Raw genomic sequence first — 23375 nt, 5'->3', positions numbered from 1 at the left:
TTGAGGTCAAGGGCCGGCCGTGGCGGCGTTCGCGCGGGCCGGGGCCGTTGTCAGTGGCGGGGTGCAGCATGGACCGCATGGCGAGGGAAACGACCGGCGGGAGCCGGATGCGGCGCGGGGCACGGCGGCCGGAACTGCGCCTGCCACCGCTGGAACCGTGGGACGGCGGCCCACTGGACCCCGACGGCGACTACGACGGACTGGAACTGCGGGACGCGGACCTGAGCGGGCAGGACGCGGCGGGTGCCCGGTTCATGGACTGCGCGCTGCGCGGCTGCGCGCTGGACGGGACCCGGCTGAGCCACGCCCGCGTGCTGGACAGCGTGCTCACCGCGCCCCGCGGGGTCGGCACCGATCTCGCCGAGGCCACCCTGCGCGACGTCGAACTGACCGAGCCCCGGCTCGGCGGCACCCAGCTGCACGGCGCGGTGCTGGAGCGGGTCGTGGTGCGCGGCGGCAAGATCGACTTCCTGAACCTGCGCATGGCCCGCCTGCGGGACGTGGTCTTCGAGTCCTGCGTCCTGGTCGAGCCGGACTTCGCGGGTGCCGGCCTGGAGCGGGTGGAGTTCGTGGACTGCGCGCTGAAGGGGGCGGACTTCGGCGGGGCCACCCTCAAGGACGTGGACCTGCGCGGTGCCGCCCCGCTGGAGATCGCCCGGGGCCTCGAACGGCTGTCCGGCGCGGTGATCAGCACCGGGCAACTGCTCGACCTGGCACCGGCGCTGGCGGCGGCCGTCGGGATCCGCGTGGAGTAAGCAGCTAGGAGACCCGGGGGAAGCGTGCCTGGAGGGTCCAGATCGCCGGGTTGTCGCCCAGCCCCTCGTGGAGGTCGACGAGGTCGGCGATCAGGTCGTGCAGGAAGTCCCGTGCCTCCCGGCGCAGTTCGGTGTGCGAGAAGGACAGGGGGGGCTCCTCCAGGGGCTGCCAGTCGGCGGTGATGTCGACCCACCCGAAACGGCGCTCGAAGAGCATCCGGTCGGTGGACTCGGTGAAGTCCAGCTCCGCCCGCTGCGGCCGGGCGGCGCGGGAGCCCATCGGATCCCGGTCCAGGCGTTCCACGATGTCGCACAGCGCCCACGCGAAGTCCAGCACCGGCACCCATCCCCAGGCGGTGGACAGCTCCCGGTCCGTCTTCGTGTCCGCGAGGTACACGTCCCCGCAGAACAGGTCGTGCCGCAGCGCGCGGACGTCCGCGCGGCGGTAGTCGGTCTGCGGCGGGTCCGGGAAGCGGTTGGAGAGGGCATAGCCGATATCGAGCACCCACCGATGGTGTCACGCCGCCGTGGCTGCCCCCGCCCCTAAGATCGCTGACATGTCCAGATCCGTACGTGCCGTGCCGGCCGTCGCGACCGTGCTGGCCCTCGTCCTCACCGGCACCGCGTGCGGCGGCGGCGTGCACGGCACCCCGGGCGGCTCCGGCCTGCGCGACCCGTACTTCCCGAGGGCGGGCAACGGCGGCTACGACGTGGACCACTACGCCCTCACCCTCGACTACACCCCCGCCACCCGCCGGCTCACCGGCACCGCGGTGATCACCGCCCGCGCCACCAAGGACCTGTCGGCCTTCGACCTGGACCTCTTCGGGCTGCGCGTGGACTCGGTCGGCGTCGACGGCCGCGACGCCCGCTTCAACCGCGCCGGGCAGAAACTCACCGTCCGCCCGCACGACGACCTGCGCGCGGGCCACACCTTCCGGACGACGGTGCGCTACGACGGCGTCCCGCGCACCCTCACCGACCCGGACGGCTCCGAGGAGGGCTGGCTGCCCACCGCCGACGGCGCCCTCGGCCTCGGCGAGCCGGTCGGCTCCATGGCCTGGTTCCCCGGCAACGACCACCCCTCCGACAAGGCGGCCTACGACATCACCGTCACCGTGCCGCAGGGCCTCCAGGCCGTGTCCAACGGCGAGTTGGCGGGACAGTCCACCCACGACGGCCGTACGGCCTACCACTGGCACACCGCCCAGCCCATGGCCGGCTACGTCGCCACCGTCGCCATCGGCCACTTCGTCGTCACCCGCACCGAGGGGCCCGGCGATCTGCCCGTCCTCACCGCCGTCGACCCCAGCCAGGTCAGGGCGAGCGCGGCGGTGCTCGCGCGACTGCCCGCCATCGTCAAGTGGGAGGAGGACACCTTCGGCCCCTACCCCTTCTCCTCCGTCGGCGCGATCATCACCCGCCCCGGCGCCGCCGGTTACGCCCTGGAGACCCAGAACCGGCCCGTCTTCCCCGGCGCCCCCGAGACCGGCACCCTCGTGCACGAACTGGCCCACCAGTGGTACGGCGACTCGGTCACCCCGAAGTCCTGGCGCGACATGTGGCTCAACGAGGGCTTCGCCACCTACGCCCAGTGGCTGTGGCAGGAGGACCACGGCGGGGACAGCGCCCAGCGGACCTTCCTCGACTACTACCACCGCGACGACGCCACCCTCTGGGCCTTCCCGCCCGCGCGGCCGACGAGCGCCGAGCACATCTCGGGCACGCCCGTCTACCAGCGCGGCGCCATGGTCCTGCACAAGATCCGCCAGAAGGTCGGCGACAAGGCCTTCTTCGCCTTCCTGCGCGCCTGGCCCGCGGCCCACCGCCACGGCAACGCGAGCACGGCGGATTTCACGGCCTGGGTCCAGAAGCGATTCCCTGGAGAGGACTTCAGCGAGATCTGGCGGGACTGGCTCTACGGGGACGGGAAGCCGGCGCACCCGTAGCGCCCCCGTCCTCCCCGGCCCCCGGCCGGCGGGTGCACAGCGGCTTGCGCAGGACGGCGCAGGGGCGGCCGAGGGCGCGGTCGGCGCGGCGGTCGAGCAGGCCGTAACCGAGCGAGGTCCAAAAGGCCAGTCCCGCCGGGTTGTTGTCGAGCACGGCCAGACGCACGGCGACGGCACCCCGAGCGCGCAGCCGGTCCTCCAGGCGCTCGGCGAGGGCGCGGCCGTACCCCTTGCCCTGCTCGGCCCCGTGCACCAGCAGCAGCCCGATCCAGGGGTCCGGGTCGGCCGGGTCGGGATGCCGGGCGAGCGTGATCGCCAGCCCGAGGAGCCGTCCGTCACCGGCGCGGGCGAGCAGCACCTCGGCGCCCGGCACGGCCAGTTCCCCGGCCAGCGCCTCGGCGATCTGGTGCGGCCGGATGTCGTCCGGGTCGGGGAAGTCACCGGAGAGCCGGTGGAAGGCGCGGTTCGACGCGTACAGCGCGGTGAGTTCGCACAGCAGGGGGCCCGGGATGTCCTGGCCGGGGGAAAGGGGCGCGAGGATCACCGGGGCAACCTACCCCTGCGGCCGCGCGCCCGCGCCGGGATTTCCGCCCTCCCCGGCGGCCCGCCGGGGAGGCGCGGGAACGGCGGTGCCTCAGACGTTGACGCCGAAGTCCTGGGCGATGCCGACCAGGCCCGAGGCGTAACCCTGGCCCACCGCGCGGAACTTCCACTCCGCGCCGTTGCGGTACAGCTCGCCGAAGACCATCGCGGTCTCGGTGGCGGCGTCCTCGGACAGGTCGTAGCGGGCGATCTCGGCGCCGCCGGCCTGGTTGACGATGCGGATGTAGGCGTTGCGGACCTGGCCGAAGTTCTGGCCGCGGTTCTCGGCGTCGTAGATGGAGACCGGGAAGACGACCTTGTCGATGTCGGCGGGCAGGCCGGCCAGGTTGACGTTGATCGCCTCGTCGTCGCCCGCGCCCTCGCCCGTGCGGTTGTCGCCGGTGTGGACGATGGTGCTGTCCGGGGTCTGCTTGTTGTTGAAGAAGACGAAGTGGGCGTCCGAGTAGACCTTGCCCTGCGCGTTGACCGCGATCGCGGAGGCGTCCAGGTCGAAGTCCGTGCCCGTGGTGGTGCGGACGTCCCAGCCGAGGCCCACGGTGACGGCGGTCAGGCCCGGAGCCTCCTTGGTGAGCGAGACGTTGCCACCCTTGGACAGGCTTACAGCCATGTGGGGTCCTTCCTAAGACGTGAAATGCGTGCCGACGAAGCTACCGTCACCCGGGACAACGCCGAGGGGGGTCCCCATGGTTCCGCACCCCTTTACCTTTTTTACCCGCACTTCTCCCCGGTCCGGGAAATCGAGGTGACGCGAACGGGGCCGGACCGGGAACATGGACGGCATGTCCGGTCCATACGTCGTCCGCGGCTCCGTCTCGCTCCCCGAGGCCGAGCTGATGTGGCGTTTCTCCAGGTCGTCGGGGCCCGGTGGGCAGCATGTGAACACCAGTGACTCCCAGGTGGAACTGCGTTTCGACCTGGCGGCCACCGAGGCGCTGCCGCCGGTGTGGAAGGAGCGGGCCCTGCGGCGGCTGGCCGGCCGGCTGGTGGACGGGGTGGTGACCGTACGGGCGTCCGAGCACCGTTCCCAGTGGCGCAACCGCGAGGCCGCCGCCGTACGCCTCGCCGCCCTCCTCGCGGAGGCGACCGCGCCCCCGCCCAAGCCGCGCAAGCCCACCCGGATCCCGCGCGGCATCAACGAGCGCCGGCTGCGGGACAAGAAGCAGCGCGCGCAGACCAAGCGCGGGCGTTCGGGCCGGGACTGGGCGTAGCCCGGCCGGCCGTCACGTACCGGATGCCGGGCCCGGCCGCCGACGCCGAGGACGCGGTGCGAGAGGCCCTAGGCGCTCCCGCCGTCCTCCGGCCCGAGCAGCCCGACCGCCTGGCCCCCGCTCGTCTCCCCGGTCTTCCGGAAGCCCAGACGGAGGTAGAACTCCTCGGGGCCGTCCGGACCCGGATGCCACGTCACGTACAGATCGGACCCGCCCCGGCGCCGGATCTCCGCGCCGACCGCCGCGACCGCGAAGCGGCCATACCCCCGGCCCTGTTCCTCCGCCGCGATGTTCAGCCGCCACAGGCCGGAGCGGCGCACGCTCCCGTCGCCGTACCAGTCGATGCCGAGGAAGGCCATGAGGAACCCGACCGGGCGGGAGCCGTCGAGGATCAGCCGGGGCCAGGCCACCCCGGCGGGGTGGACGTACGCCTCGGCGAGCGAGCGTTCGACCGGCTCGACGGCGTGTCGCTGGTCGGGCCGGACACGGATGCCGAGGGCGGCCTCGAAGTTGCGGGGCGTGATCTCTTCCAGGTGCGGTGCCATCCGCGCACCTTAGGAGGCGGAGCCGTCCCGCCACCACGGGAATTCGCGGAGCCTCAGCCCAACTGCCGGTAGCGGCCCCGGAAGTACGTCAGCGGGCCGCCCTCCGCGCTCGGCACCCGCGCCGTCAGCACCCGGCCGATGACCAGCGTGTGGTCCCCGGCCGCCACCCGCTGCTCGGTCCGGCACTCCAGCGTGGCGAGCGCGCCGCCCACCAGCGGGGCGTTCGTGGCCTCGCCGCGCGTGTAGGGGATGTCCTCGAAGAGCAGCCGGTCGCTGATGCGGCCCCGCATGGCGAAGCGGCCCGCGATGTGCCGCTGGCTCTCCGCGAGCACCGACACCGCCCACAGCGGCTGCTCGGCGAGCAGATCGTCCATGCGCGAGCCCTCCCGCAGGCTGACCAGGACCAGCGGCGGGTCGAGGGAGACGGACATGAAGGAGGTGGCGGTCATGCCGACGTCCTCCACGCCCGGCGCGGTCGGGTCGTCCGGGTCGAGCGGCGGTTCCTGCGCGGTGACCAGGACCACACCGGCGGCCAGTCGGGACAGCGCGGCCCGGAACTCGTCGTTGCTCACCCCCTCAGCATGCCCGGAAGCGGTGGGAGTGGTGGGGGAAGGCGTGTTCAGCACGCCGGAAACGCTAGTCTGCGGCCCGCGGGCCCCGCATCGGGCCTCCGCCCGAGCCGGGTCCTAGGACCAGCGGCGGACGGACGCCCCGCGGAACCACACCGCACACGACCGCGGTACCGGCAATGGGTGAACCTGGGAAGAACGCGGAAACACTGCCCAATTGTTCACGTTTTGCTGTGACTTGAGTCACAAGGGGCAGGAATTGTTGACCCTGTGTACCGGGTGGGCAGCGCGCTGTGATTCAGTGGCGGTGAAACTGCTGGAGCAACCACGAGGCGCCGAAGACGACGACCCTTGATTCGCTGCGAGGTCTCGGGGGGAGGGCGAGCATGGAGACCGAGTCGGAGCCGTACGTCCGTCTTGCGTCCCTGCGGCAGCTGCACCAGGTCATGGCGGACATGAACACGGCACGCAGCCTGGCGGACACCTTGCAGACCGTGGCCGATGGTGCGGTGAACGCCCTGGGCTACGAGATGGCGTGCGTGAACCTCGTGCGCCCCGACGGCGACCTCGTCGTGGCCGCCTTCTCCGGCAACTCCGCCGCCGAGTCACTGATCACCGGCCGGGTCGGCTCCCGCGACGCCTGGGACCGCCGGCTGGGCATGGGCGAGCGCTGGGGGGACCTCGTCTTCATACCGCACACCGAGGGCTGGGTGCTGGACGACGACGACGTGCCCCAGTGGTTCACCGACGGCCCCGCGCCACGCTTCGAGGACGAGTGGCACCCCTCCGACCGGCTGTTCGCCCCCATGTACACCCCGGGTGCGCAGGGCGCCACCTGCGGCGAGCTGCTCGGCGTCATATCCGTGGACCGCCCGCGCAACGGCCGCCTGCCCGGCGCCTGGGGCCGCGAGGCCCTCCAGATGTACGCCTTCCAGGCCGCCATCGCGATCAGCAACGCCCGGCTGCGCTCCAACATGCAGCGCGCCCTGGTCCGCCTGGAGCGCGAGCAGCAGGCGCTGCGGGCCAGCGAGGAGAGTTTCCGCCAGGCCTTCGAGTACGCGCCGTCCGGCATGGCCATCGCCGAGATGGGCGGCGAACAGCACGGCCGCATCCTGCGCACCAACGACGCCCTGTGCCGGCTGCTGGGCCGGCCGGCCTCCGCGATGCGCCGCTACGCCTTCTCCGATCTCGTCCACCCCGAGGACATCGGCACCCTGCTGCGCACCTCGGCGGAGGGCGGCCGCGCCGAGCTGCGCCTCGGCCGCCGGGACGGGTCGTACGTCTGGGTGTCGCTGCGCAACAGCGTGGTCGCGGACGCCGCCGACGGGCCCCGCTTCCTGCTCACCCACGTCGAGGACATAGAGGAGCGCAAGCGCCGCGAGCTCCAGCTCGCCCACCGCGCCTCGCACGACTCGCTGACCGGCCTGCCGAACTCCGCCGAACTGCGCTCGCGGCTGTCCGCCCGGCTGTGCCGCCGCCCGGCGCACGCCGGCGCCCTGGAGTCCCTGGACGCGGCCTACGGCCACCCCGCGTACGAGGGCCCCGCGGGGCACGGCTTCGACTTCGCGCCGGGCGCGGAGGCGTACGACGGCTACGACCACCATGTGCACACCGTGGCCCCCGAGGGCGACCAGGACGACGGCACCAAGGGCCTCGCGGTCCTCTTCTGCGACCTGGACGGCTTCAAGTCGATCAACGACCGGTTCGGTCACAACGCGGGCGACGCGGTGCTGATCGAGGTCGCCCGGCGGCTGTCCCAGGGCGTGCGCGACGGCGACACGGTGGCCCGGCTCGGCGGCGACGAGTTCGTGATCCTCGCCGACGGCCTCGGTCGCGCCGACGCCGAGGACCTGGCCGTACGGCTGCGCAACGAGATCATCCAGCCGATCCGGGCCGAGGGACGGGCGGTCCGGGTGGGCGCGAGCTTCGGCATCGGCTGGGCCCACTGCGGGATGACCGCGGACGAGGTCTTGAAGTCGGCCGACGAGCGGATGTACGTAGAGAAACGATCTCGTCCCAAACAACATCGACGTGCGGGATGAACCGCAGGTCAGCGAGTTGATGCGGTCTGCGTCACCTGTTTGGCCCAGTGGGAGCGGGTAGGCTCGCCTTTCCAGCCATGACCGCATCCGTTCGCACCTGTTGAGGAGTACCAAGGGATGACGCCCGGCGACAACGGCGCGAGCACGCCCGAGGAAGACGACCCGTTCGGCTATCTGTACGCAGACGGCCAGGCCAGAGGGGCGCAGCCGCCGTCCGGCGGCTACGGCTACCCGAACTCGGTCAGCAGGGTGCGCACGGTCGGCGAGCGTCAGTACGGCCAGCAGCAGCCGCCCTACGTCCCGCCGCAGGGCGCCTACGGCCAGCCGAACGCCCACTACCAGGCCCCCGAGACGCTCCCCGGCGCCACCCCGCCCGGCAGCCGTCCCCCGGCCCCCCGGTCCGGCCCCGGCCGCCGCGGCCCCAACACCAAGGGCCTGCTGATCGGCGCGATCGCGGTGGTCGCCGCGGTGGTCGTCGGCATCAGCATCGCCATGTTCAACGGCAACGCGGACGACAAAAACCCGGACGACCAGGCCGGCACCGGCCCGACCCAGTCCCAGAGCGCGGAGCCGACCCCGACGAGCAGCAGCTCGGCCAACGGCCAGCTGCCGAAGACGGACGCGGCGGGCAGCTCCGTGCAGCTGTCGGGCGGTGCCACGACGGCCACGGAGGTCCAGGGCGCGCAGGGCGCGGGCGGCAAGTACGTGGGCGGCCTGAACCAGGTCGGCGCCTCCGCCACGTGGAGCGTGGACGTCCCCTCGGACGGCACCTACACCCTCTTCACGCGGTACAGCGCGACCGGCGAGGACCAGTCGATGACGGTCACCGTCAACGGCAAGGAGTTCGGCAGCAAGTTCGGGCTGAAGAACTGGCGGCACGCCGCCGACGGCGACTTCGCCCAGGGCTGGACCCGCTCCTACGTGTGGCCCACCCTCAAGAAGGGCAACAACATCATCTCCATCTCCTGCCAGCCGGGCGACAAGTGCAACGTCCTGCTGGACCAGCTCTGGATCAAGAAGGGCCAGGTCACCAGCTGACCGGTCCGGGGCGCGGCCGGGCCGTCAGGGCGCGCCGAGCACCGTGGTCACCGGTACCCGCGCCCGCAGCTCCTCGTACACCGCGGGGTCGAACTCGCCCGCCGCGGGCGCCCGTACCGTCGCCGCCGACAGGGCCACCGCCCGGGACAGCCGGTCCGGCCAGGGGAGTCGTTCGACCAGACCCGACAGCAGGGCGGCCACCGCCGAGTCGCCCGCGCCCGTCGGATTGCCGTGCACCCGGGCCGGTGGGGTGGCCTGCCAGTGGCCGTCGGGGGTGGCGGCGAGCAGACCGTCCGGGCCCAGGGAGGCGACCACCGCGTGGGCGCCGCGGCGGCGGGCGTCCCGGGTGGCGCGCAACGGGTCGTGGGAGCCGGTGAGTTCGGCCAGTTCGTCGGCGTTCGGCTTGATGATGTCGGGGCGGGCCGCCACCCCGCGGCGCAGCGGTTCGCCGCTGGTGTCCAGCAGGACGGGCACGCCGAAGGACCGCGCGGTGCGGACCAGGCCCGCGTACGCCCCCACCGGCACCCCCGGCGGCAGGCTCCCGCACAGCGCCACCGCCGAGGCGCCGGCCAGCAGGCCCTCGTAGCGGTCGAGGAACATGCCCCACTCGGCGGGCGCGATCTGCGGGCCCGGCTCGTTCAGCTGGGTGGTGTCGCCGGAGCGTTCGTCCACCACCGCGACGGTGCGCCGCGTCGCCCCCGCCACCGCCACCAGCGCGTCCGTGAGGCCCCTGGTCCCGGCGAGCCGGTCGCGGACCGCCCGGCCGGTGCCGCCGCCCGCGAATCCGGTGACCGTCACCTCGTGCCCGAGCGCGGCGAGCACCCGGCCCACGTTCACGCCCTTGCCGCCGGGGCGCTCGATGACCTCCGAGACCCGGTGCGAGGCGTGCGGGCGCAGTGACCGCACCCGATAGGTGATGTCGAGAGCGGTGTTCAGCGTGACCGTGAGGATCACCCGGGCTGCCTCCCTCGAAGCCGGCGTTCCGGTGCCGCCTGTCGTTTCCGGGGCCCGATCATGCCAAACGGACGGCGACCGGCCCAGTCGCGGGCCGGTCGCCGGCACCGGGAAAGGCCGGGCGTATCAGGCCAGTTGGGGAGCTACGACCCAGGCGCCGCGGCGCATCACGCCCTTCACGGCGAAGTCCGCGTCCAGCAGCACCAGGTCCGCGTCCTTGCCCGGTTCCAGGGAGCCGACCCGGTCGAAGAGGCCCAGCAGCCGGGCCGGGTTGGCGGACAGGGCCTTCACCGTGTCCTCGACCGACAGCCCGTCCACGGTCACCGCGCGCTGGAACGCCCGGTCGAGCGTCAGCGTCGAGCCGGCGATCGAACCGCCCTCCACCAGTCGTGCCACGCCGTCGCTGACCTCGACCTCCAGCGGGCCGAGCAGGTAGCGGCCGTCGCCCTGGCCCGCCGCGTCCATCGCGTCGGTGATGAACGCGACCCGGTCGGCGCCCGCGTGGTGGAAGGCCAGCTCCAGGGCGGCGGGGTGCAGGTGCGTGCCGTCGTTGATCAGCTCGACGGTCACCCGCTCGTCCTCCAGCAGCGCGGCGACGGGGCCGGGGGCGCGGTGGCCGAGGGCGGGCATCGCGTTGAACAGGTGGGTGGCGACGGTGGCACCGGCCTCGATGGCCTCCACCGTCTGCTCGTACGTCCCGTCCGTGTGCCCGATCGCCGCGATCACCCCGTGCTCGGCGAGCAGCCGCACCGAGTCGATGCCGCCGGGCAGTTCCGCGGCGAGGGTGAGCATCCGCGCCTGGCCGCGCGCCGCGTCGATCAGCTTGCGGACCTCGGCGGGTTCCGGGTGGCGCAGCAGCGCCTCGGAGTGGGCGCCCTTGCGGCACGGTGAGATGAACGGCCCCTCGAAGTGGATCCCCGCGATGTCCCCCTGCTCGGCCAGCTCGCTGAGCAGCCCGGCCTGCCGTACCAGCAGGTCCATCTCGTCGGTGACGGTGGAGGCGACCAGGGTGGTGGTGCCGTGCTCGCGGTGGGTGCGGACCGCGGTGAGGATCTGCTCGGCGGTCCCGGAGAAGGAGGCGCCGCCGCCGCCGTGGTTGTGGATGTCGACGAAGCCGGGCACCAGCCAGTGGCCGCTCACGTCGACGACCTCGGCGCCGGCCGGGGCGGCGGCGGCGATGCGCGTGCCGTCGACGGCGATCTGGCCGTCGCGCACCGTTCCGGTGGGCAGGACCACGTTCGCGCCGGTGAGCAGCCGTGGCTGCGGGGCGCTGTCGGGGGCCGGAGTTTCCCGCTCGTTGGCCATCAGGTGCTTACCTCCGGAGTCGTAGGGATGGTGCCGGTCAGCAGGTCCCGCGCGAGCAGCCCCGCGCCCAGGCAGCCGGCGCTGTCGCCGAGGGCGGCGGGCACGATGGACGGCAGTTTCTGGAAGGTGACCCGGCGGCGGACGGCGTCCCGCAGGGGCTGGAACAACACGTCCCCCGCCTCGGCGAGCCCGCCGCCGATGATCAGCGTGCGCGGGTCCAGCAGGGTGAGCGCGGTGACCAGCCCGTCGGCGAGCGCGTCCACCGCGGTCCGCCAGACCCGGCCGGCCTCCGGGTCGCCGGCCGCGACGGCCCGCGCGCAGTCGGCCGCGTCGGCGTCCGGGTTCCCGCCGGCCGCCGCCCAGGCCTCGCTGACGGCGGCCGCGGAGGCGTACCGCTCCAGGCAGCCGCGCTGCCCGCACGGGCAGGGCGCGCCGCCGGGCCGCACGACGATGTGCCCGATCTCACCCGCGAAGCCGTGCGCGCCCGACTCCACCCGGCCGTCGATCCCGATCGCGCCCGCGATGCCGGTGCCGAGCGGCACGAACAGGAAGCGGTCGGCGCCCCGGCCCGCGCCGATCCGGCCCTCCGCGAGCCCGCCGGTGCGCACGTCGTGGCCGAGCGCGACGGGCACCCCGAGCCGGTCGGCGAGCAGCGCGCGCAGAGGCACGTCCTGCCAGCCGAGGTTGGCGGAGTAGACGGCGGTGCCGTGTTCCTCGTCCACGATGCCGGGCACCGCGATACCGGCCGCGGCGGCCGGGGTGCCGTAGCGCTCGGCGCCGTACGCGCGCAGCTCGGCGGCGAAGTCGAGGATGCCCGCGACCACCGCCTCGGGGCCGCGTTCGCGGCCGGTGGCGCGGCGGGCGCGGTGCAGCAGGGCGCCGTCGTCCCCGACGAGGGCGGCCTTCATCCCGGTACCGCCCACGTCCAGGGCGATGACATGTCTCACGGGGACAGTGTGGCCCGGTGACCCATGAGAGGTCTAGTCCACTCGCGTGGTGTAGACCTTAGGATTCCATCTATCGAACAGTCGGACAGCAGGGTTGGGACTTTGACGGTGCGTCGGCGTACGGCAGGAATGATCGCGGTGGTGTCCGCCATGGGCATGACCGCGATCCTCGGCGGCTGCGGGAGCACGGGCTCCTCCGACGTGACCCTCAGACTCGTCGCCGCCGACTACGGCGACTCACCCGCCAACAGCTCCAAGAAGTACTGGGACGCGCTGGTCAAGGCGTACGAGGCGACGCACTCGGGGGTGAAGGTCGAGGTCAGCGTCTACTCCTGGAACGACGTCGACCGCAAGGTCAAGGAGATGGTCGACGCCGGGCACGCGCCCGACCTCGCGCAGATCGGCGCCTACGCCGACTACGCGGCCGCGGGCAAGCTCTACGCGGCCTCCGACCTGCTCTCCATCCGCACCCAGGCGGACTTCCTGTCCCAGCTGGCCGACGCCGGCCAGTGGAACCACACGCAGTACGGCATACCGTTCGCCGCCTCCACGCGGGTGCTCTTCTACAACAAGACGATGTTCGAGAGTGCCGGCCTCACCCCGCCCAGCACCTGGGACCAGCTGGCGGCCGACGCCAAGGTGCTCAAGGACAAGGGCGTGAAGTACCCCTTCGCGCTGCCGCTGGGCCCCGAGGAGGCGCAGGCGGAGACCATGCAGTGGATGCTCTCCGGCGGCGACGGCGGCTCGGGCGGCACCGGGTACACCGACGACATCGGCACGTACACGATCGACTCCCAGCAGAACGTCTCCACCTTCACCTGGCTCAAGGACGACCTGGTCGACAAGGGGCTGACCGGACCGGTGGCGCCCGGCAAGCTCAACCGGGCGCAGGCGTTCGCGGCGTTCGCCGACGGCCAGGTCGGCATGGTCAACGGGCACCCCACCCTGATCCAGCAGGCCGAGCAGAAGGGCGTGCGGTTCGGCATGGTGCCGACGCCGAGCCGCAGCGGCCGGGCCCGGTCGTCGATGGGCGTCACCGACTGGATGATGGCGTTCAAGCAGAACGGCCACGCCGCGCAGACCGGCGACTTCCTGAACTACGTCTACAGCCAGAAGAACGTCCTCGACTTCTCCCGCACCTACGGCCTGCTCCCGGTCACCAGCTCCGCCTCCAACGTCATGAGCGCGTCGAACGCGGCCCCCGACAAGGCCCTGCACCCCTTCCTCGACGAGCTGGCCACGTCCGAGCTGTATCCCGTGGGCAAGACGTCCTGGGCGGCGGTCAGCGCGGCCGTGAAGCAGAACATCGGGCAGGCGGTCGCCCCCGGCGGCAACCCCGCGGGCGTCCTGACCCGCCTCCAGGCGACGGCCACCGCGGCGGACAGCGCCGCCAGCGCGAACTGAGCTACGGTTCCGGTATGGAACTGGGCGACCGCGAGCGGGCCATCCTCGCGCTGGAACGCCGGGGCTTCACGGGCCCCGGCGCCAAGGAACGCGCCATCCGCGAGCAGCTCCACCTCTCCCCGGTCCGCTACTACCAGCTCCTCAACGCCCTCCTGGACGACGAACGCGCCCTCGCCCACGACCCGGTCACGGTCAACCGGCTGCGCCGGATCCGCGACACCCACCGAGCGGAACGTTGAACCCGGCCGGCGCCCGCCGGTGGCGCGGGAAGGACACCCCGGGGCCCCAGGAGTGATGGCGGCCCCCGCTGGATAGTGTCGGTACATGGACCCTCTGCCGACCCCAGCCACCCAGGCCGGCCGGGACGGGCTGGCCGCGCTGCTGGCCAAGCCCCGCACCGCGGTGATCGGCCTGGACTTCGACGGCACCCTCGCCCCCATCGTCGCCGACCCCGAACAGGCCCGCGCCCACCCGGACGCCGTCCCCGTGCTCGCCGCCCTCGCCCCCAAGGTCGCCCAGGTCGCCGTGATCACCGGCCGCCCCGCGGGCGTCGCGGTCCGCCACGGCGGCTTCGCCGGCGTCCCGGGCCTCGCCCACCTCACCGTCCTCGGGCACTACGGCGCCGAGCGCTGGGACGCCGTCACCGGCACCGTCTCCGCCCCCGCCCCGCACCCCGGCGTCGCCGCCGTCCGCGCCGAACTGCCCGGCGTCCTCGACCGGGCCGGCGCCTGGCAGGGCACGTGGATCGAGGAGAAGGGCCGCGCGGTCGCGGTGCACACCCGCCGCGCCGCCGACCCGGAGGCCGCCTTCGAGGCGCTGCGCGGGCCCCTCACCGACCTGGCCACCCGGCACGGACTGATCGTCGAGCCCGGCCGGATGGTGCTGGAACTGCGCCCGCCCGGCATGGACAAGGGCGTCGCCCTGAGCGAGTACGTCCGCGAGACCGGCGCCGAGTCCGTCCTCTACGCCGGCGACGACCTCGGCGACCTCCCCGCCTTCGCCGCCATCGACAAGCTCCGCTCCGAGGGCCTGCCCGGCCTCCTGGTGTGCAGCGGCAGCTCGGAGGTCTCCGAACTGGCCGAGCGGGCCGACCTGGTGGTCGACGGCCCCGAGGGCGTCGTACGGCTCCTCGGGGCGCTGGCGGATCAGCTCGGCTGATCCGTCAGGGCGTGCAGCTGGTCCAGGAACCACTGGGCCGGCGGCAGCGCCGTGGCCGCTGCGGCCAGCCTCTTCGACCGCTCCGCCCGCTCGCCGGCGGGCATGCTCAGCGCCGCGTGCAGCGCCCGCGCCGTGCCCGTGATGTCGTACGGGTTCACCACCAGCGCGTCCTCGCCCAGCTCCGCGTACGCCCCCGCCTCCCGGGACAGCACCAGCGCACAGCCCTCGTCGGAGACGACCGGCACCTCCTTGGCGACCAGGTTCATGCCGTCCCGGATGGGGTTGACCAGGGCCACGTCGGCGAGCCGGTACGCGGCCAGCGAGCGGGCGAAGTCGTCCTTCACATGGAGCACCACCGGCGTCCAACCGTCCGTGCCGTAGCGCTCGTTGATCTCCTCGGCGACCCGGCGCACCTGTTCCGTGTACTCCCGGTAGACGGCCAGGTCCTGCCGGGACGGGTACGCGAACGCCACATGGACGACCCGCTCGCGCCACTCGGGGTGCTCGTCCAGCAGCTGCCGGTACGCCAGCAGCCCGCGCACGATGTTCTTGGACAGCTCGGTGCGGTCCACCCGGACGATCGTCCGGCGGCCCTCGCCGATCTCCGCCCGCAGCGCCGCCATCCGCTCGTCCACGTCCGCCTCGTGCGACCGCGCGCGCAGGAAGTCGGCGTCCGCGCCGAGCCCGTGCACCCCGATCCGGGTGCCGGTGGGAATCCCGGGCCCCAGCACCGCGTGGCAGCATTCGGTGAACGCGTCCGCCCACCGCTGCGTGAGGAACGCCGCCCGGTCCGCGCCCAGGATGCCGGTCAGCAGCTCGGCCGCGATGTCGTCCGGCAGCAGCCGGAAGTACTCCGCCGGGGCCCACGGCGTGTGCGAGAAGTGGCCGATGCGCAGATCGGGGCGGAGCCGGCGGAGCATCCGCGGGGCGAGCGCCAGGTGGTAGTCCTGGATCAGCACCGCCGCACCCTCGGCCGCCTCCTGGGCGAGCGCCTCGGCGAACGCCCGGTTGTAGGCCTCGTACGCCGCCCACTGCCGCCGGAACCCGGCGTCGAAGACGGGTTCGAGCGGCGTCTGGTAGAGCATGTGGTGCACGAACCAGAGGACCGAGTTGGCGATGCCGTTGTACGCGTCGGCGAAGACCTCCGCGTCGATGTCGAGCATCCGCACCCGCTGACCGCCGGTGTCGGCGACCGGCAGCAGCCCGCCGTCCGCGCGCCGGGCGGCCGCCCGGTCGCCGTCGCCCAGCGCGGCGCACACCCACACCGCGTTCGCCTCCGGCCCGATGGCCGAAAGGCCGGAGACCAGACCGCCGCCGCCCCGCTTGGGACGCAGCGCCCCGCCCTCGCCGACCGTGTACGAAACCGGGCCGCGATTGGACGCGACCAGCACCTCAGCACCGTGCGTGGAAGCCATGGTCCTCAACCTAGCCCGGCCCGGAAACACTCAAACGTACGGACGTCCCGGAAAGCGGCCCTGAACAGCCGTGCCTCCGGTTTCACGCCACCCGGCGGCGGGCGTACTCGGTGATCTCGGTCATCGGCGGGCGCTCCTCGGTGTCCACCGCGTAGGTGCGCGGCTCGAAGCCCGTCACCCCCCGCTCGAACTGGGTGAGCGAGGGCCGCACCAGATGGCCCCGGGCCAGCCGCAGCTGGGCGGTGCGGTAGATGGCCGCCGCCATCCGGCCGAGCGCCTGCCCGTCCTGGTGCCGGTGCTTGCGCACCCCCACGTCCACCTGGGCCAGCGCGTCCAGGCCCACCAGGTGCAGGGCGTCCACCAGCATGCCCAGCTCCACCCCGTACCCCACCGGGAACGGCAGCCGCTCCAGCAGCGAGCGCCGGGCCGCGTACTCCCCGCCCAGCGGCTGCACGAATCCCGCCAGCTGCGGCCAGTGCATGTTCAGCAGCGGGCGCGCCATCAGCTCGGTGACCCGGCCGCCCTGCCCCGCCGACCCGGCGAGCGGCCGGTCGTACATCGCCTTGACCAGCTGTACGTCCGGCTCGGTGAGCAGCGGGCCGACGATCCCGGTGACGAAGTCGGCCGAGAACTCCCGCAGGTCCGCGTCGACGAAGCAGATGACGTCCCCGGTGGCGACGAGCAGCGAGCGCCACAGCACCTCGCCCTTGCCCGGGACGGCGGGTATCCGGGGCAGGATCGCGTCGCGGTGCACCACCCGCGCGCCCGCCGCGGCCGCCACCTCGGAGGTGCGGTCGGTGGACCCGGAGTCGATCACCAGCACCTCGTCGACCAGCGGGACCCGCTCCACCAGCTCGCGCCGGATCACGGCGACGATCTCGCCGACGGTCTCCTCCTCGTCGAGCGCGGGCAGGACCACGCTGACCGTCTGGCCCGTGCGCTGCTTGGCCGCCAGGAGCTGGTGCAGCGGCCGATCGTGCACGGACCAGGAGCGGTCGCTCAGCCAGCGCTCGACTTCTTCCAGCACGGTCCCGGACTCCTCACGGTTGTCTCGCGGTACGGACGACTATCTCAACTGTCCATGCCTTCGGTTACAGTCTTGAACAACGCCGATGACCATCGCATGTCGGGGGTCCACGCGCGCCGACAACCGCATACACAACCGAATACCGCTCATCCAGAGGGGCAGAGGGACACGGCCCGATGAAGCCCCGGCAACCCTCCAGCCGGTCTCGTCTTCGAACAGCGAGGCTCCCGGCTAGGGAAGGTGCCAAATCCGTCTCGCGGCGAGATGCGTCGCGAGGAAGATGAGGAGAAAGGGCCTCGCCTCTCATGGCTGTGCAGACAGTTGCCTCCACCGGCAGTTCCACCGTCGACCTCGGCCCCGCCGCCGCCCTGAGCTGTCGGGAATGCGGCCACCGCGTCCCGCTCGGCCCGGTCTTCGCCTGCGAGGAGTGTTTCGGGCCGCTGGAGATCGCCTACGACTTCTCCGGCTACGACACCGAGGAACTGCGGGCGCGCATCGAAAGCGGCCCCGCCAACATCTGGCGCTACGCCCCGCTGCTGCCCGTCCCGGCGAACGTGGCCGACAAGCCGAACATCAACCCCGGCTGGACCAAGCTCGTCAAGGCGGACAACCTCGCCCGCGAACTCGGCGTCACCGGCGGCCTGTACGTCAAGGACGACTCCGGCAACCCGACCCACTCCTTCAAGGACCGGGTGGTCGCGCAGGCACTGGAGGCCGCGCGCGCCTTCGGCTTCACCACCCTGTCCTGCTCCTCCACCGGCAACCTGGCCGGCGCCGTCGGCGCCGCCGCCGCCCGCGCCGGCTTCCGCTCCTGCGTGTTCATCCCGCACGACCTGGAGCAGGGCAAGGTCGTCATGGCCGCGGTCTACGGCGGCGAGCTCGTCGGCATCGAGGGCAACTACGACGACGTGAACCGCTTCTGCTCCGAGCTGATCGGCGACCCGGCCGGCGAGGGCTGGGGCTTCGTCAACGTCAATCTGCGCCCCTACTACGCGGAGGGCTCCAAGACCCTGGCGTACGAGATCTGCGAGCAGCTCGGCTGGCGGCTGCCCGACCAGATCGTGGTCCCGATCGCCTCCGGCTCCCAGCTCACCAAGATCGACAAGGGGCTCCAGGAGCTGATCAAGCTGGGGCTCGTGGAGGACCGGCCGTACAAGATCTTCGGTGCCCAGGCCGAGGGCTGCTCGCCGGTGTCGACGGCCTTCAAGGCGGGCCACGACGTCGTGCGGCCGCAGAAGCCGGACACCATCGCCAAGTCCCTCGCCATCGGCAACCCGGCCGACGGGCCCTACGTCCTGGACATCGCCCGGCGCACCGGCGGCGCCGTGGAGGACGTGACGGACGAGCAGGTCGTCGCCGCGATCAAGCTGCTGGCCCGGACCGAGGGCATCTTCGCCGAGACCGCGGGCGGGGTGACCGTCGGCGTGACGAAGAAGCTGATCGAGGACGGCGTCCTCGACCCGTCGAAGACCACCGTCGTCCTCAACACCGGCGACGGTCTGAAGACCCTCGACGCGGTGGCCGGCACCGGCCTGACCGCCACCATCCGCCCGACCCTGGACTCCTTCCGAGAGGCTGGCCTCGCATGAGCGTGACCGTTCGCATCCCCACCATCCTGCGCACCTACACCGGCGGCCGGGCCGAGGTGGCGGCCGAGGGCGCCACCCTCGCCGAGGTCATCGAGGACCTGGAGAAGAACCACACCGGGATCGCCGCCCGCGTCCTGGACGACCAGGGCAAGCTGCGCCGGTTCGTGAACGTCTACGTGAACGACGACGACGTCCGCTTCGAGCAGGGCCTGGAGACCGTCACCCCGGACGGCGCGGGTATCTCGATCATTCCGGCGGTCGCCGGCGGCTGCTGACCGAATGACCGATCATTACCTTCGGTAAGGACGGTTACGGAAGGTTCATCGGATTGCCCTCTCCGTGAGAGAAGCGGAGGGGGCAATTCTGTGTGATTGAGCGCGGTACAGTTGGGGAACACGCCCCGGATCACCGCGGGGATGCCCTCGATTCCTCACCGCGAGCCCGATAAGAAGTAGCCAAAGTGCACGGGTTTTCCGCGGCTTTTGTGTATTTTACGGGGCCCGACTTGCCCTGAACTCTGGCGAATTCTCCCCACATTCCGGATCGGTCGCGTCCAGAATTCTCGTCCAATTGACCTGTTGCAGACGGCAGTTGGACAGATACATTCAGCCGCGGTCGACGCGTTCCGGCGCACGCACCCCGACCGATTGGGGGGCGAGGTCTGACCCGGGTCCGCGAAGTGCGGATCTGCGCAAGGGCCAGTAATAGGGGAGTTAGGCATGGCTCAGGGCACCGTCAAGTGGTTCAACGCGGAGAAGGGGTACGGCTTCATCGCGGTCGACGGTGGTGCGGACGTCTTCGTCCACTACAGCGCCATTCAGATGGACGGCTACCGCACCCTGGAGGAGGGCCAGCGGGTCGAGTTCGAGATCTCGCAGGGTCAGAAGGGTCCGCAGGCCGACATGGTTCGCGTCACCGCCTGAACGTTTCTGGACCGCAGGGCTCGCACCTCGCACGGGGTGCGGGCCCTGCGGCGTGTCCGGGGCTGGTGGCGTTCGCCCGGGGCTGACGACCGGCTCGTACCCGCGCAGGCGCTTGCACTCGACCATGCCGAGTGCTAATCATTGGCGTTAGCACTCTGAAGGTGAGAGTGACAAAGAAGGACCGGGTCGGTGAGGCCCGCAGGCCACGTGGGGCAAGGAACCGCAGGCCGGCGAGCCGTCCGTCGCGGGCGCGGGCGCGGTCCGAAGGAATCACCCCCAGTCCTGGAGGGACCACTTCACATGGCCAAGATCATCGCGTTCGACGAGGAGGCGCGGCGCGGCCTCGAGCGCGGCATGAACCAGCTCGCGGACGCCGTCAAGGTGACGCTCGGCCCCAAGGGTCGCAACGTCGTCCTCGAGAAGAAGTGGGGCGCCCCCACGATCACCAACGATGGTGTCTCCATCGCCAAGGAGATCGAGCTCGAGGACCCGTACGAGAAGATCGGCGCCGAGCTGGTCAAGGAAGTCGCCAAGAAGACGGACGACGTCGCCGGTGACGGTACGACCACCGCGACCGTGCTCGCCCAGGCCCTGGTCAAGGAGGGCCTGCGCAACGTCGCGGCCGGCGCCAACCCGATGGCTCTGAAGCGCGGTATCGAGAAGGCCGTCGAGGCCGTCTCCGCCGCCCTCCTGGAGCAGGCGAAGGACGTCGAGACCAAGGAGCAGATCGCCTCCACCGCGTCCATCTCCGCCGCCGACACCCAGATCGGCGAGCTGATCGCCGAGGCCATGGACAAGGTCGGCAAGGAAGGCGTCATCACCGTCGAGGAGAGCAACACCTTCGGTCTGGAGCTGGAGCTCACCGAGGGCATGCGCTTCGACAAGGGCTACATCTCCGCCTACTTCGCGACCGACATGGAGCGCATGGAGGCGTCGCTCGAGGACCCGTACATCCTCATCGCGAACTCCAAGATCGGCTCCGTCAAGGACCTGCTCCCGCTCCTGGAGAAGGTCATGCAGTCGGGCAAGCCGCTGCTGATCATCGCCGAGGACGTCGAGGGCGAGGCCCTGTCGACCCTGGTCGTCAACAAGATCCGCGGCACCTTCAAGTCCGTCGCCGTCAAGGCCCCGGGCTTCGGCGACCGCCGCAAGGCCATGCTCGGCGACATCGCCATCCTCACGGGCGGCGAGGTCATCTCCGAGGAGGTCGGCCTCAAGCTGGAGAACGCGACCCTGGACCTCCTGGGCCGCGCCCGCAAGGTCGTCATCACCAAGGACGAGACCACCATCGTCGACGGTGCCGGCTCCTCCGAGCAGGTCAACGGCCGCGTCAACCAGATCCGCGCCGAGATCGAGAACAGCGACTCCGACTACGACCGCGAGAAGCTCCAGGAGCGCCTGGCCAAGCTCGCCGGCGGCGTCGCGGTCATCAAGGCCGGTGCCGCCACCGAGGTGGAGCTCAAGGAGCGCAAGCACCGCATCGAGGACGCCGTGCGCAACGCCAAGGCGGCCGTCGAGGAGGGCATCGTCGCCGGTGGTGGCGTGGCCCTGCTGCAGGCCTCCCAGGTCTTCGAGAAGCTGGAGCTGGAGGGTGACGAGGCGACCGGCGCCAACGCCGTGCGCATCGCCCTGGAGGCCCCGCTGAAGCAGATCGCCGTCAACGCCGGCCTCGAGGGCGGTGTCGTGGTGGAGAAGGTGCGCAACCTGACCCCGGGCCACGGCCTGAACGCCGCGACCGGCGAGTACGTCGACCTGGTCGCCGAGGGCATCATCGACCCGGCGAAGGTGACCCGTTCCGCGCTGCAGAACGCCGCCTCCATCGCCGCGCTGTTCCTCACCACCGAGGCCGTCATCGCCGACAAGCCGGAGAAGGCCGCCGCGGCCGCTCCGGGCGGCATGCCGGGCGGTGACATGGACTTCTGATCGGCCTTCGCCGATCGGGTTTCCTGCCGAGGGCGGTACTTCCTGTCGGACGACAGGGGGTGCCGCCCTCGGGCGTGTCCGGGCTCACAACGGGCGGCTCCCGGGGCGGGAATGCGGGCCCTCGCGCGTCCGCTTACTTAAGGGTCTACAACAATGCGCATTCACATACCGGTTGGTCAGAAGCAGTATTAGGAGTTTCCCTCGTGACCGTCGACACGCCCGCCGCCTCCCGCGCGGCCCAGATCCTCTCCCGCCCCATCACCCTCAACGGCCTCACCGTTCCCAACCGGATCGCCATGGCGCCGATGACCCGGATGTTCTCCCCGGGCGGCATTCCCGGTGAGGACGTGCGCGCGTACTACGCGCGCCGGGCCGCCGCAGGCGTCGGCCTGATCGTCACCGAGGGCACCTACGTGGGCCACGAGTCGGCCGGGCAGAGCGACCGGATCCCGCGGTTCTCCGGCGAGGAGGAGCTGGCGGGCTGGGCGAAGGTCGCCGAGGACGTGCACGCGGCGGGCGGCACCATCGTCCCGCAGCTGTGGCACATCGGCATGGTGCGCAAGCAGGGCGAGCCGCCGTACGCCGACGCGCCCGCCGTCGGCCCCTCCGGCATCCGCCTGGACGGCACCGAGGGCCAGGGCAAGGCGATGACCCGGCAGGACCTCGACGACGTCATCGGCGCGTTCGCCGAGGCAGCCGCGGCCGCCGAGCGCATCGGCTTCGACGGCGTCGAGCTGCACGGCGCCCACGGCTACCTCATCGACCAGTTCCTGTGGGAGCGCACCAACCGCCGCACCGACGCGTACGGCGGCGACCCGGTCGCCCGCACCAGGTTCGCGGCGGAGATCGTGGCCGCCGTGCGCGAGGCGGTCTCCCCGGAGTTCCCGGTGATCTTCCGCTACTCGCAGTGGAAGTCCGACAACTACGACGCCCGCCTCGCCGAGACCCCGGAGGAGCTGGAGGCCGTCCTGACCCCGCTCGCCGCGGCCGGCGTCGACGTCTTCCACGCCTCCACCCGCCGTTACTGGCTCCCCGAGTTCGACGGCTCCGACCTCAACCTCGCGGGCTGGACCAAGAAGCTCACCGGCAAGCAGACCATCACCGTCGGCTCGGTCGGTCTCGACGGAGACTTCACCGGCGCCTTCCGCGGCGAGGGCGCCCCGGTCAAGGCCATCGACAACCTCCTCGACCGGCTGGAGGCCGACGAGTTCGACATGGTCGCGGTCGGCCGGGCGCTGCTCCAGGACCCGCAGTGGGCGGCCAAGGTGCTCGCCGGGCGCTTCGACGAGCTGCGGCCGTACGACGCGGCGTCGCTGAAGACGCTCAGCTGAGGAAACCCGACGAGGACACCCTCGGCCGGGGGAAGCCCCTCGGCCGAGGCCGGTCCGGCCGGGGGCGCTACAGGTTGTTCATCGGCTCGATGTCGACGCGCACCGGCGTCCCCCACACGCGCAGCACCTCGTAGTCGGTGAACTCGTGCACCAGCCGGTAGGCCATGGCGGGCCGCGCGCCGCGCCGCTGGGCCGCGAGATAGGCCTCGGCCTCCCGCCGGTCGCGCCGGGGGGTGCCGCACAGCTGCCACTCCTGCCCGTTCCACAGCTCCGGCAGCCACCGCTGCTGGGGCTGCGGGCGGTCCTCCCGGACGCCGTACCGCGAGGGCGCCGGGGCCGTCGGCTGCGCCGGACCCGGCCGGCCCTGGTACTCCGAGCGGCGGGCCGCCCGCCGCCGGGTCTCGCACAGCAGGCACAGATCGGGCGCGCTCTCGTCCACGGGCCCCTGCGGGTGCTCGGCGCACCGGGTGGCCGGCGCGTTGGTGCCGGCGCTCTCCTCCAGCAGGTCCAGCGCCCTGCGCAGATCCGCCCTGATCTCCTGGAGCCGCCCGTCGGGGGTGTCGGCGGTCAGCGCCTCTCCGTGCTCCCCGAGCACCCGAAGGGCCCGGCCGAGGGCGGCCAGCTGGGCGTGGTTCATGGCGGTTCCCGGTCGATAGACGGCTTCCGTGGGTCCTCCCAGTGTCCAGGACG

Annotated in this window: 24 protein-coding genes and 1 riboswitch; of the genes, 13 read left to right on the top strand and 11 right to left on the bottom strand. The window is 72.2% G+C overall.

Annotated features, from left to right (window positions below):
- Positions 1–77: 77 nt before the first annotated feature.
- Positions 78–755, top strand: a complete 678-nt coding sequence (locus ACSP97_RS16670; protein WP_355148156.1) for a pentapeptide repeat-containing protein — start codon at positions 78–80, stop codon at positions 753–755.
- Positions 756–759: 4 nt separating this feature from the next.
- Here ACSP97_RS16670 and ACSP97_RS16665 read toward each other — a convergent pair whose 3' ends face one another.
- On the bottom strand, positions 760–1260 hold the full coding sequence (locus ACSP97_RS16665) for a hypothetical protein (RefSeq protein ID WP_355148154.1): 501 nt from the start codon (positions 1258–1260) through the stop codon (positions 760–762).
- 52 nt (positions 1261–1312) lie between these two features.
- Between ACSP97_RS16665 and ACSP97_RS16660 the strand changes: the two genes are divergently transcribed.
- Complete coding sequence (locus ACSP97_RS16660; RefSeq protein WP_382074012.1) at positions 1313–2704, top strand: M1 family metallopeptidase; 1392 nt, start codon at positions 1313–1315, stop codon at positions 2702–2704.
- Here the strand turns inward: ACSP97_RS16660 and ACSP97_RS16655 are convergent.
- Positions 2649–3248, bottom strand: a complete 600-nt coding sequence (locus tag ACSP97_RS16655) for a GNAT family N-acetyltransferase (protein WP_440558110.1) — start codon at positions 3246–3248, stop codon at positions 2649–2651. The two genes, ACSP97_RS16660 and ACSP97_RS16655, sit on opposite strands and share 56 nt — an antisense overlap.
- Positions 3249–3338: 90 nt before the next feature.
- A complete protein-coding gene (locus ACSP97_RS16650; protein ID WP_355148148.1) occupies positions 3339–3914 on the bottom strand; it encodes a TerD family protein in 576 nt (191 codons plus the stop codon).
- A 163-nt stretch (positions 3915–4077) separates the two neighbouring features.
- Between ACSP97_RS16650 and arfB the strand changes: the two genes are divergently transcribed.
- On the top strand, positions 4078–4515 hold the full coding sequence (arfB, locus tag ACSP97_RS16645; protein ID WP_355148146.1) for an alternative ribosome rescue aminoacyl-tRNA hydrolase ArfB: 438 nt from the start codon (positions 4078–4080) through the stop codon (positions 4513–4515).
- A gap of 68 nt (positions 4516–4583) precedes the next feature.
- Here arfB and ACSP97_RS16640 read toward each other — a convergent pair whose 3' ends face one another.
- Both ACSP97_RS16640 and ACSP97_RS16635 read right to left on the bottom strand, forming a co-directional pair.
- The gene (locus ACSP97_RS16640; RefSeq protein ID WP_355321765.1) at positions 4584–5060 is read right to left on the bottom strand and encodes a GNAT family N-acetyltransferase; all 477 of its coding nucleotides are present in this window, start codon (positions 5058–5060) and stop codon (positions 4584–4586) included.
- 53 nt (positions 5061–5113) lie between these two features.
- The gene (locus tag ACSP97_RS16635) at positions 5114–5686 is read right to left on the bottom strand and encodes a flavin reductase family protein (RefSeq protein ID WP_355148142.1); all 573 of its coding nucleotides are present in this window, start codon (positions 5684–5686) and stop codon (positions 5114–5116) included.
- 329 nt (positions 5687–6015) lie between these two features.
- Between ACSP97_RS16635 and cdgB the strand changes: the two genes are divergently transcribed.
- Positions 6016–7671 (top strand): diguanylate cyclase CdgB, encoded by a 1656-nt coding sequence (cdgB, locus tag ACSP97_RS16630; protein WP_355148140.1) that lies wholly within the window; start codon positions 6016–6018, stop codon positions 7669–7671.
- A 117-nt stretch (positions 7672–7788) separates the two neighbouring features.
- Entirely contained in the window at positions 7789–8709 is a 921-nt protein-coding gene (locus tag ACSP97_RS16625; protein WP_358270328.1) for a carbohydrate-binding protein, read from the top strand.
- 24 nt (positions 8710–8733) lie between these two features.
- Here ACSP97_RS16625 and ACSP97_RS16620 read toward each other — a convergent pair whose 3' ends face one another.
- From ACSP97_RS16620 to ACSP97_RS16610, 3 genes are all read right to left on the bottom strand, one after another.
- Positions 8734–9663, bottom strand: a complete 930-nt coding sequence (locus ACSP97_RS16620; RefSeq protein ID WP_388312591.1) for a 1-phosphofructokinase family hexose kinase — start codon at positions 9661–9663, stop codon at positions 8734–8736.
- Positions 9664–9789: 126 nt separating this feature from the next.
- Entirely contained in the window at positions 9790–10968 is a 1179-nt protein-coding gene (gene nagA, locus ACSP97_RS16615) for an N-acetylglucosamine-6-phosphate deacetylase (protein ID WP_355148134.1), read from the bottom strand.
- Positions 10968–11915 carry an ROK family protein gene (locus tag ACSP97_RS16610; RefSeq protein ID WP_355148132.1) on the bottom strand — a complete coding sequence of 316 codons (948 nt, stop codon included), beginning with the start codon at positions 11913–11915 and terminating at the stop codon, positions 10968–10970. The genes nagA and ACSP97_RS16610 overlap by 1 nt, the downstream gene beginning before the upstream one ends.
- Positions 11916–12023: 108 nt before the next feature.
- Between ACSP97_RS16610 and ACSP97_RS16605 the strand changes: the two genes are divergently transcribed.
- The 3 genes from ACSP97_RS16605 (at position 12024) to otsB (ending at position 14477) form a co-directional block, all read left to right on the top strand.
- A complete protein-coding gene (locus ACSP97_RS16605) occupies positions 12024–13319 on the top strand; it encodes an ABC transporter substrate-binding protein (protein ID WP_440558106.1) in 1296 nt (431 codons plus the stop codon).
- A gap of 14 nt (positions 13320–13333) precedes the next feature.
- The gene (locus ACSP97_RS16600) at positions 13334–13558 is read left to right on the top strand and encodes a DUF3263 domain-containing protein (RefSeq protein WP_070024030.1); all 225 of its coding nucleotides are present in this window, start codon (positions 13334–13336) and stop codon (positions 13556–13558) included.
- 85 nt (positions 13559–13643) lie between these two features.
- Positions 13644–14477 carry a trehalose-phosphatase gene (otsB, locus tag ACSP97_RS16595; protein WP_440558104.1) on the top strand — a complete coding sequence of 278 codons (834 nt, stop codon included), beginning with the start codon at positions 13644–13646 and terminating at the stop codon, positions 14475–14477.
- Here otsB and ACSP97_RS16590 read toward each other — a convergent pair.
- Both ACSP97_RS16590 and ACSP97_RS16585 read right to left on the bottom strand, forming a co-directional pair.
- Positions 14465–15892 carry an alpha,alpha-trehalose-phosphate synthase (UDP-forming) gene (locus tag ACSP97_RS16590; RefSeq protein WP_358270335.1) on the bottom strand — a complete coding sequence of 476 codons (1428 nt, stop codon included), beginning with the start codon at positions 15890–15892 and terminating at the stop codon, positions 14465–14467. The two genes, otsB and ACSP97_RS16590, sit on opposite strands and share 13 nt — an antisense overlap.
- A gap of 82 nt (positions 15893–15974) precedes the next feature.
- Positions 15975–16919, bottom strand: coding sequence for a glucosyl-3-phosphoglycerate synthase (locus ACSP97_RS16585; RefSeq protein WP_355321769.1), 945 nt, complete (start codon positions 16917–16919; stop codon positions 15975–15977).
- A gap of 143 nt (positions 16920–17062) precedes the next feature.
- Positions 17063–17206: riboswitch (SAM riboswitch) on the top strand.
- A gap of 18 nt (positions 17207–17224) precedes the next feature.
- Between ACSP97_RS16585 and thrC the strand changes: the two genes are divergently transcribed.
- The 5 genes from thrC (at position 17225) to ACSP97_RS16560 (ending at position 22685) form a co-directional block, all read left to right on the top strand.
- Complete coding sequence (thrC, locus tag ACSP97_RS16580; RefSeq protein ID WP_355321771.1) at positions 17225–18508, top strand: threonine synthase; 1284 nt, start codon at positions 17225–17227, stop codon at positions 18506–18508.
- The gene (locus ACSP97_RS16575; protein ID WP_355148120.1) at positions 18505–18783 is read left to right on the top strand and encodes a MoaD/ThiS family protein; all 279 of its coding nucleotides are present in this window, start codon (positions 18505–18507) and stop codon (positions 18781–18783) included. The genes thrC and ACSP97_RS16575 overlap by 4 nt, the downstream gene beginning before the upstream one ends.
- A 444-nt stretch (positions 18784–19227) precedes the next feature.
- Complete coding sequence (locus tag ACSP97_RS16570) at positions 19228–19431, top strand: cold-shock protein (RefSeq protein WP_004986573.1); 204 nt, start codon at positions 19228–19230, stop codon at positions 19429–19431.
- 300 nt (positions 19432–19731) lie between these two features.
- The gene (gene groL, locus ACSP97_RS16565; RefSeq protein ID WP_037653355.1) at positions 19732–21354 is read left to right on the top strand and encodes a chaperonin GroEL; all 1623 of its coding nucleotides are present in this window, start codon (positions 19732–19734) and stop codon (positions 21352–21354) included.
- Between the two features lie 203 nt (positions 21355–21557).
- Positions 21558–22685, top strand: coding sequence for an NADH:flavin oxidoreductase (locus ACSP97_RS16560; protein WP_440558099.1), 1128 nt, complete (start codon positions 21558–21560; stop codon positions 22683–22685).
- 67 nt (positions 22686–22752) lie between these two features.
- Here the strand turns inward: ACSP97_RS16560 and ACSP97_RS16555 are convergent, their stop codons facing one another.
- Entirely contained in the window at positions 22753–23322 is a 570-nt protein-coding gene (locus ACSP97_RS16555; RefSeq protein WP_355148118.1) for a hypothetical protein, read from the bottom strand.
- Positions 23323–23375 lie beyond the last annotated feature (53 nt).

The sequence above is a fragment of the Streptomyces sp. SCPE 10 genome, assembly GCF_051980735.1.
GTDB classification, from domain to species: domain Bacteria; phylum Actinomycetota; class Actinomycetes; order Streptomycetales; family Streptomycetaceae; genus Streptomyces; species Streptomyces misionensis.
The sequence above is the reverse complement of the archived record's forward strand: the minus strand, read 5'-3'. Positions and strand labels throughout refer to the sequence as shown.

Bases quoted from the DNA above. Each gene is read 5' to 3' on its own strand.
- ACSP97_RS16670 (WP_355148156.1), top strand. From the start codon at position 78: ATGGCGAGGGAAACGACCGGCGGGAGCCGGATGCGGCGCGGGGCACGG.
- ACSP97_RS16660 (WP_382074012.1), top strand. From the start codon at position 1,313: ATGTCCAGATCCGTACGTGCCGTGCCGGCCGTCGCGACCGTGCTGGCC.
- ACSP97_RS16650 (WP_355148148.1), bottom strand. From the start codon at position 3,914: ATGGCTGTAAGCCTGTCCAAGGGTGGCAACGTCTCGCTCACCAAGGAG.
- arfB (WP_355148146.1), top strand. From the start codon at position 4,078: ATGGACGGCATGTCCGGTCCATACGTCGTCCGCGGCTCCGTCTCGCTC.
- ACSP97_RS16640 (WP_355321765.1), bottom strand. From the start codon at position 5,060: ATGGCACCGCACCTGGAAGAGATCACGCCCCGCAACTTCGAGGCCGCC.
- cdgB (WP_355148140.1), top strand. From the start codon at position 6,016: ATGGAGACCGAGTCGGAGCCGTACGTCCGTCTTGCGTCCCTGCGGCAG.
- ACSP97_RS16625 (WP_358270328.1), top strand. From the start codon at position 7,789: ATGACGCCCGGCGACAACGGCGCGAGCACGCCCGAGGAAGACGACCCG.
- nagA (WP_355148134.1), bottom strand. From the start codon at position 10,968: ATGGCCAACGAGCGGGAAACTCCGGCCCCCGACAGCGCCCCGCAGCCA.
- ACSP97_RS16600 (WP_070024030.1), top strand. From the start codon at position 13,334: ATGGAACTGGGCGACCGCGAGCGGGCCATCCTCGCGCTGGAACGCCGG.
- otsB (WP_440558104.1), top strand. From the start codon at position 13,644: ATGGACCCTCTGCCGACCCCAGCCACCCAGGCCGGCCGGGACGGGCTG.
- ACSP97_RS16590 (WP_358270335.1), bottom strand. From the start codon at position 15,892: ATGGCTTCCACGCACGGTGCTGAGGTGCTGGTCGCGTCCAATCGCGGC.
- thrC (WP_355321771.1), top strand. From the start codon at position 17,225: ATGGCTGTGCAGACAGTTGCCTCCACCGGCAGTTCCACCGTCGACCTC.
- ACSP97_RS16575 (WP_355148120.1), top strand. From the start codon at position 18,505: ATGAGCGTGACCGTTCGCATCCCCACCATCCTGCGCACCTACACCGGC.
- ACSP97_RS16570 (WP_004986573.1), top strand. From the start codon at position 19,228: ATGGCTCAGGGCACCGTCAAGTGGTTCAACGCGGAGAAGGGGTACGGC.
- groL (WP_037653355.1), top strand. From the start codon at position 19,732: ATGGCCAAGATCATCGCGTTCGACGAGGAGGCGCGGCGCGGCCTCGAG.
- ACSP97_RS16555 (WP_355148118.1), bottom strand. From the start codon at position 23,322: ATGAACCACGCCCAGCTGGCCGCCCTCGGCCGGGCCCTTCGGGTGCTC.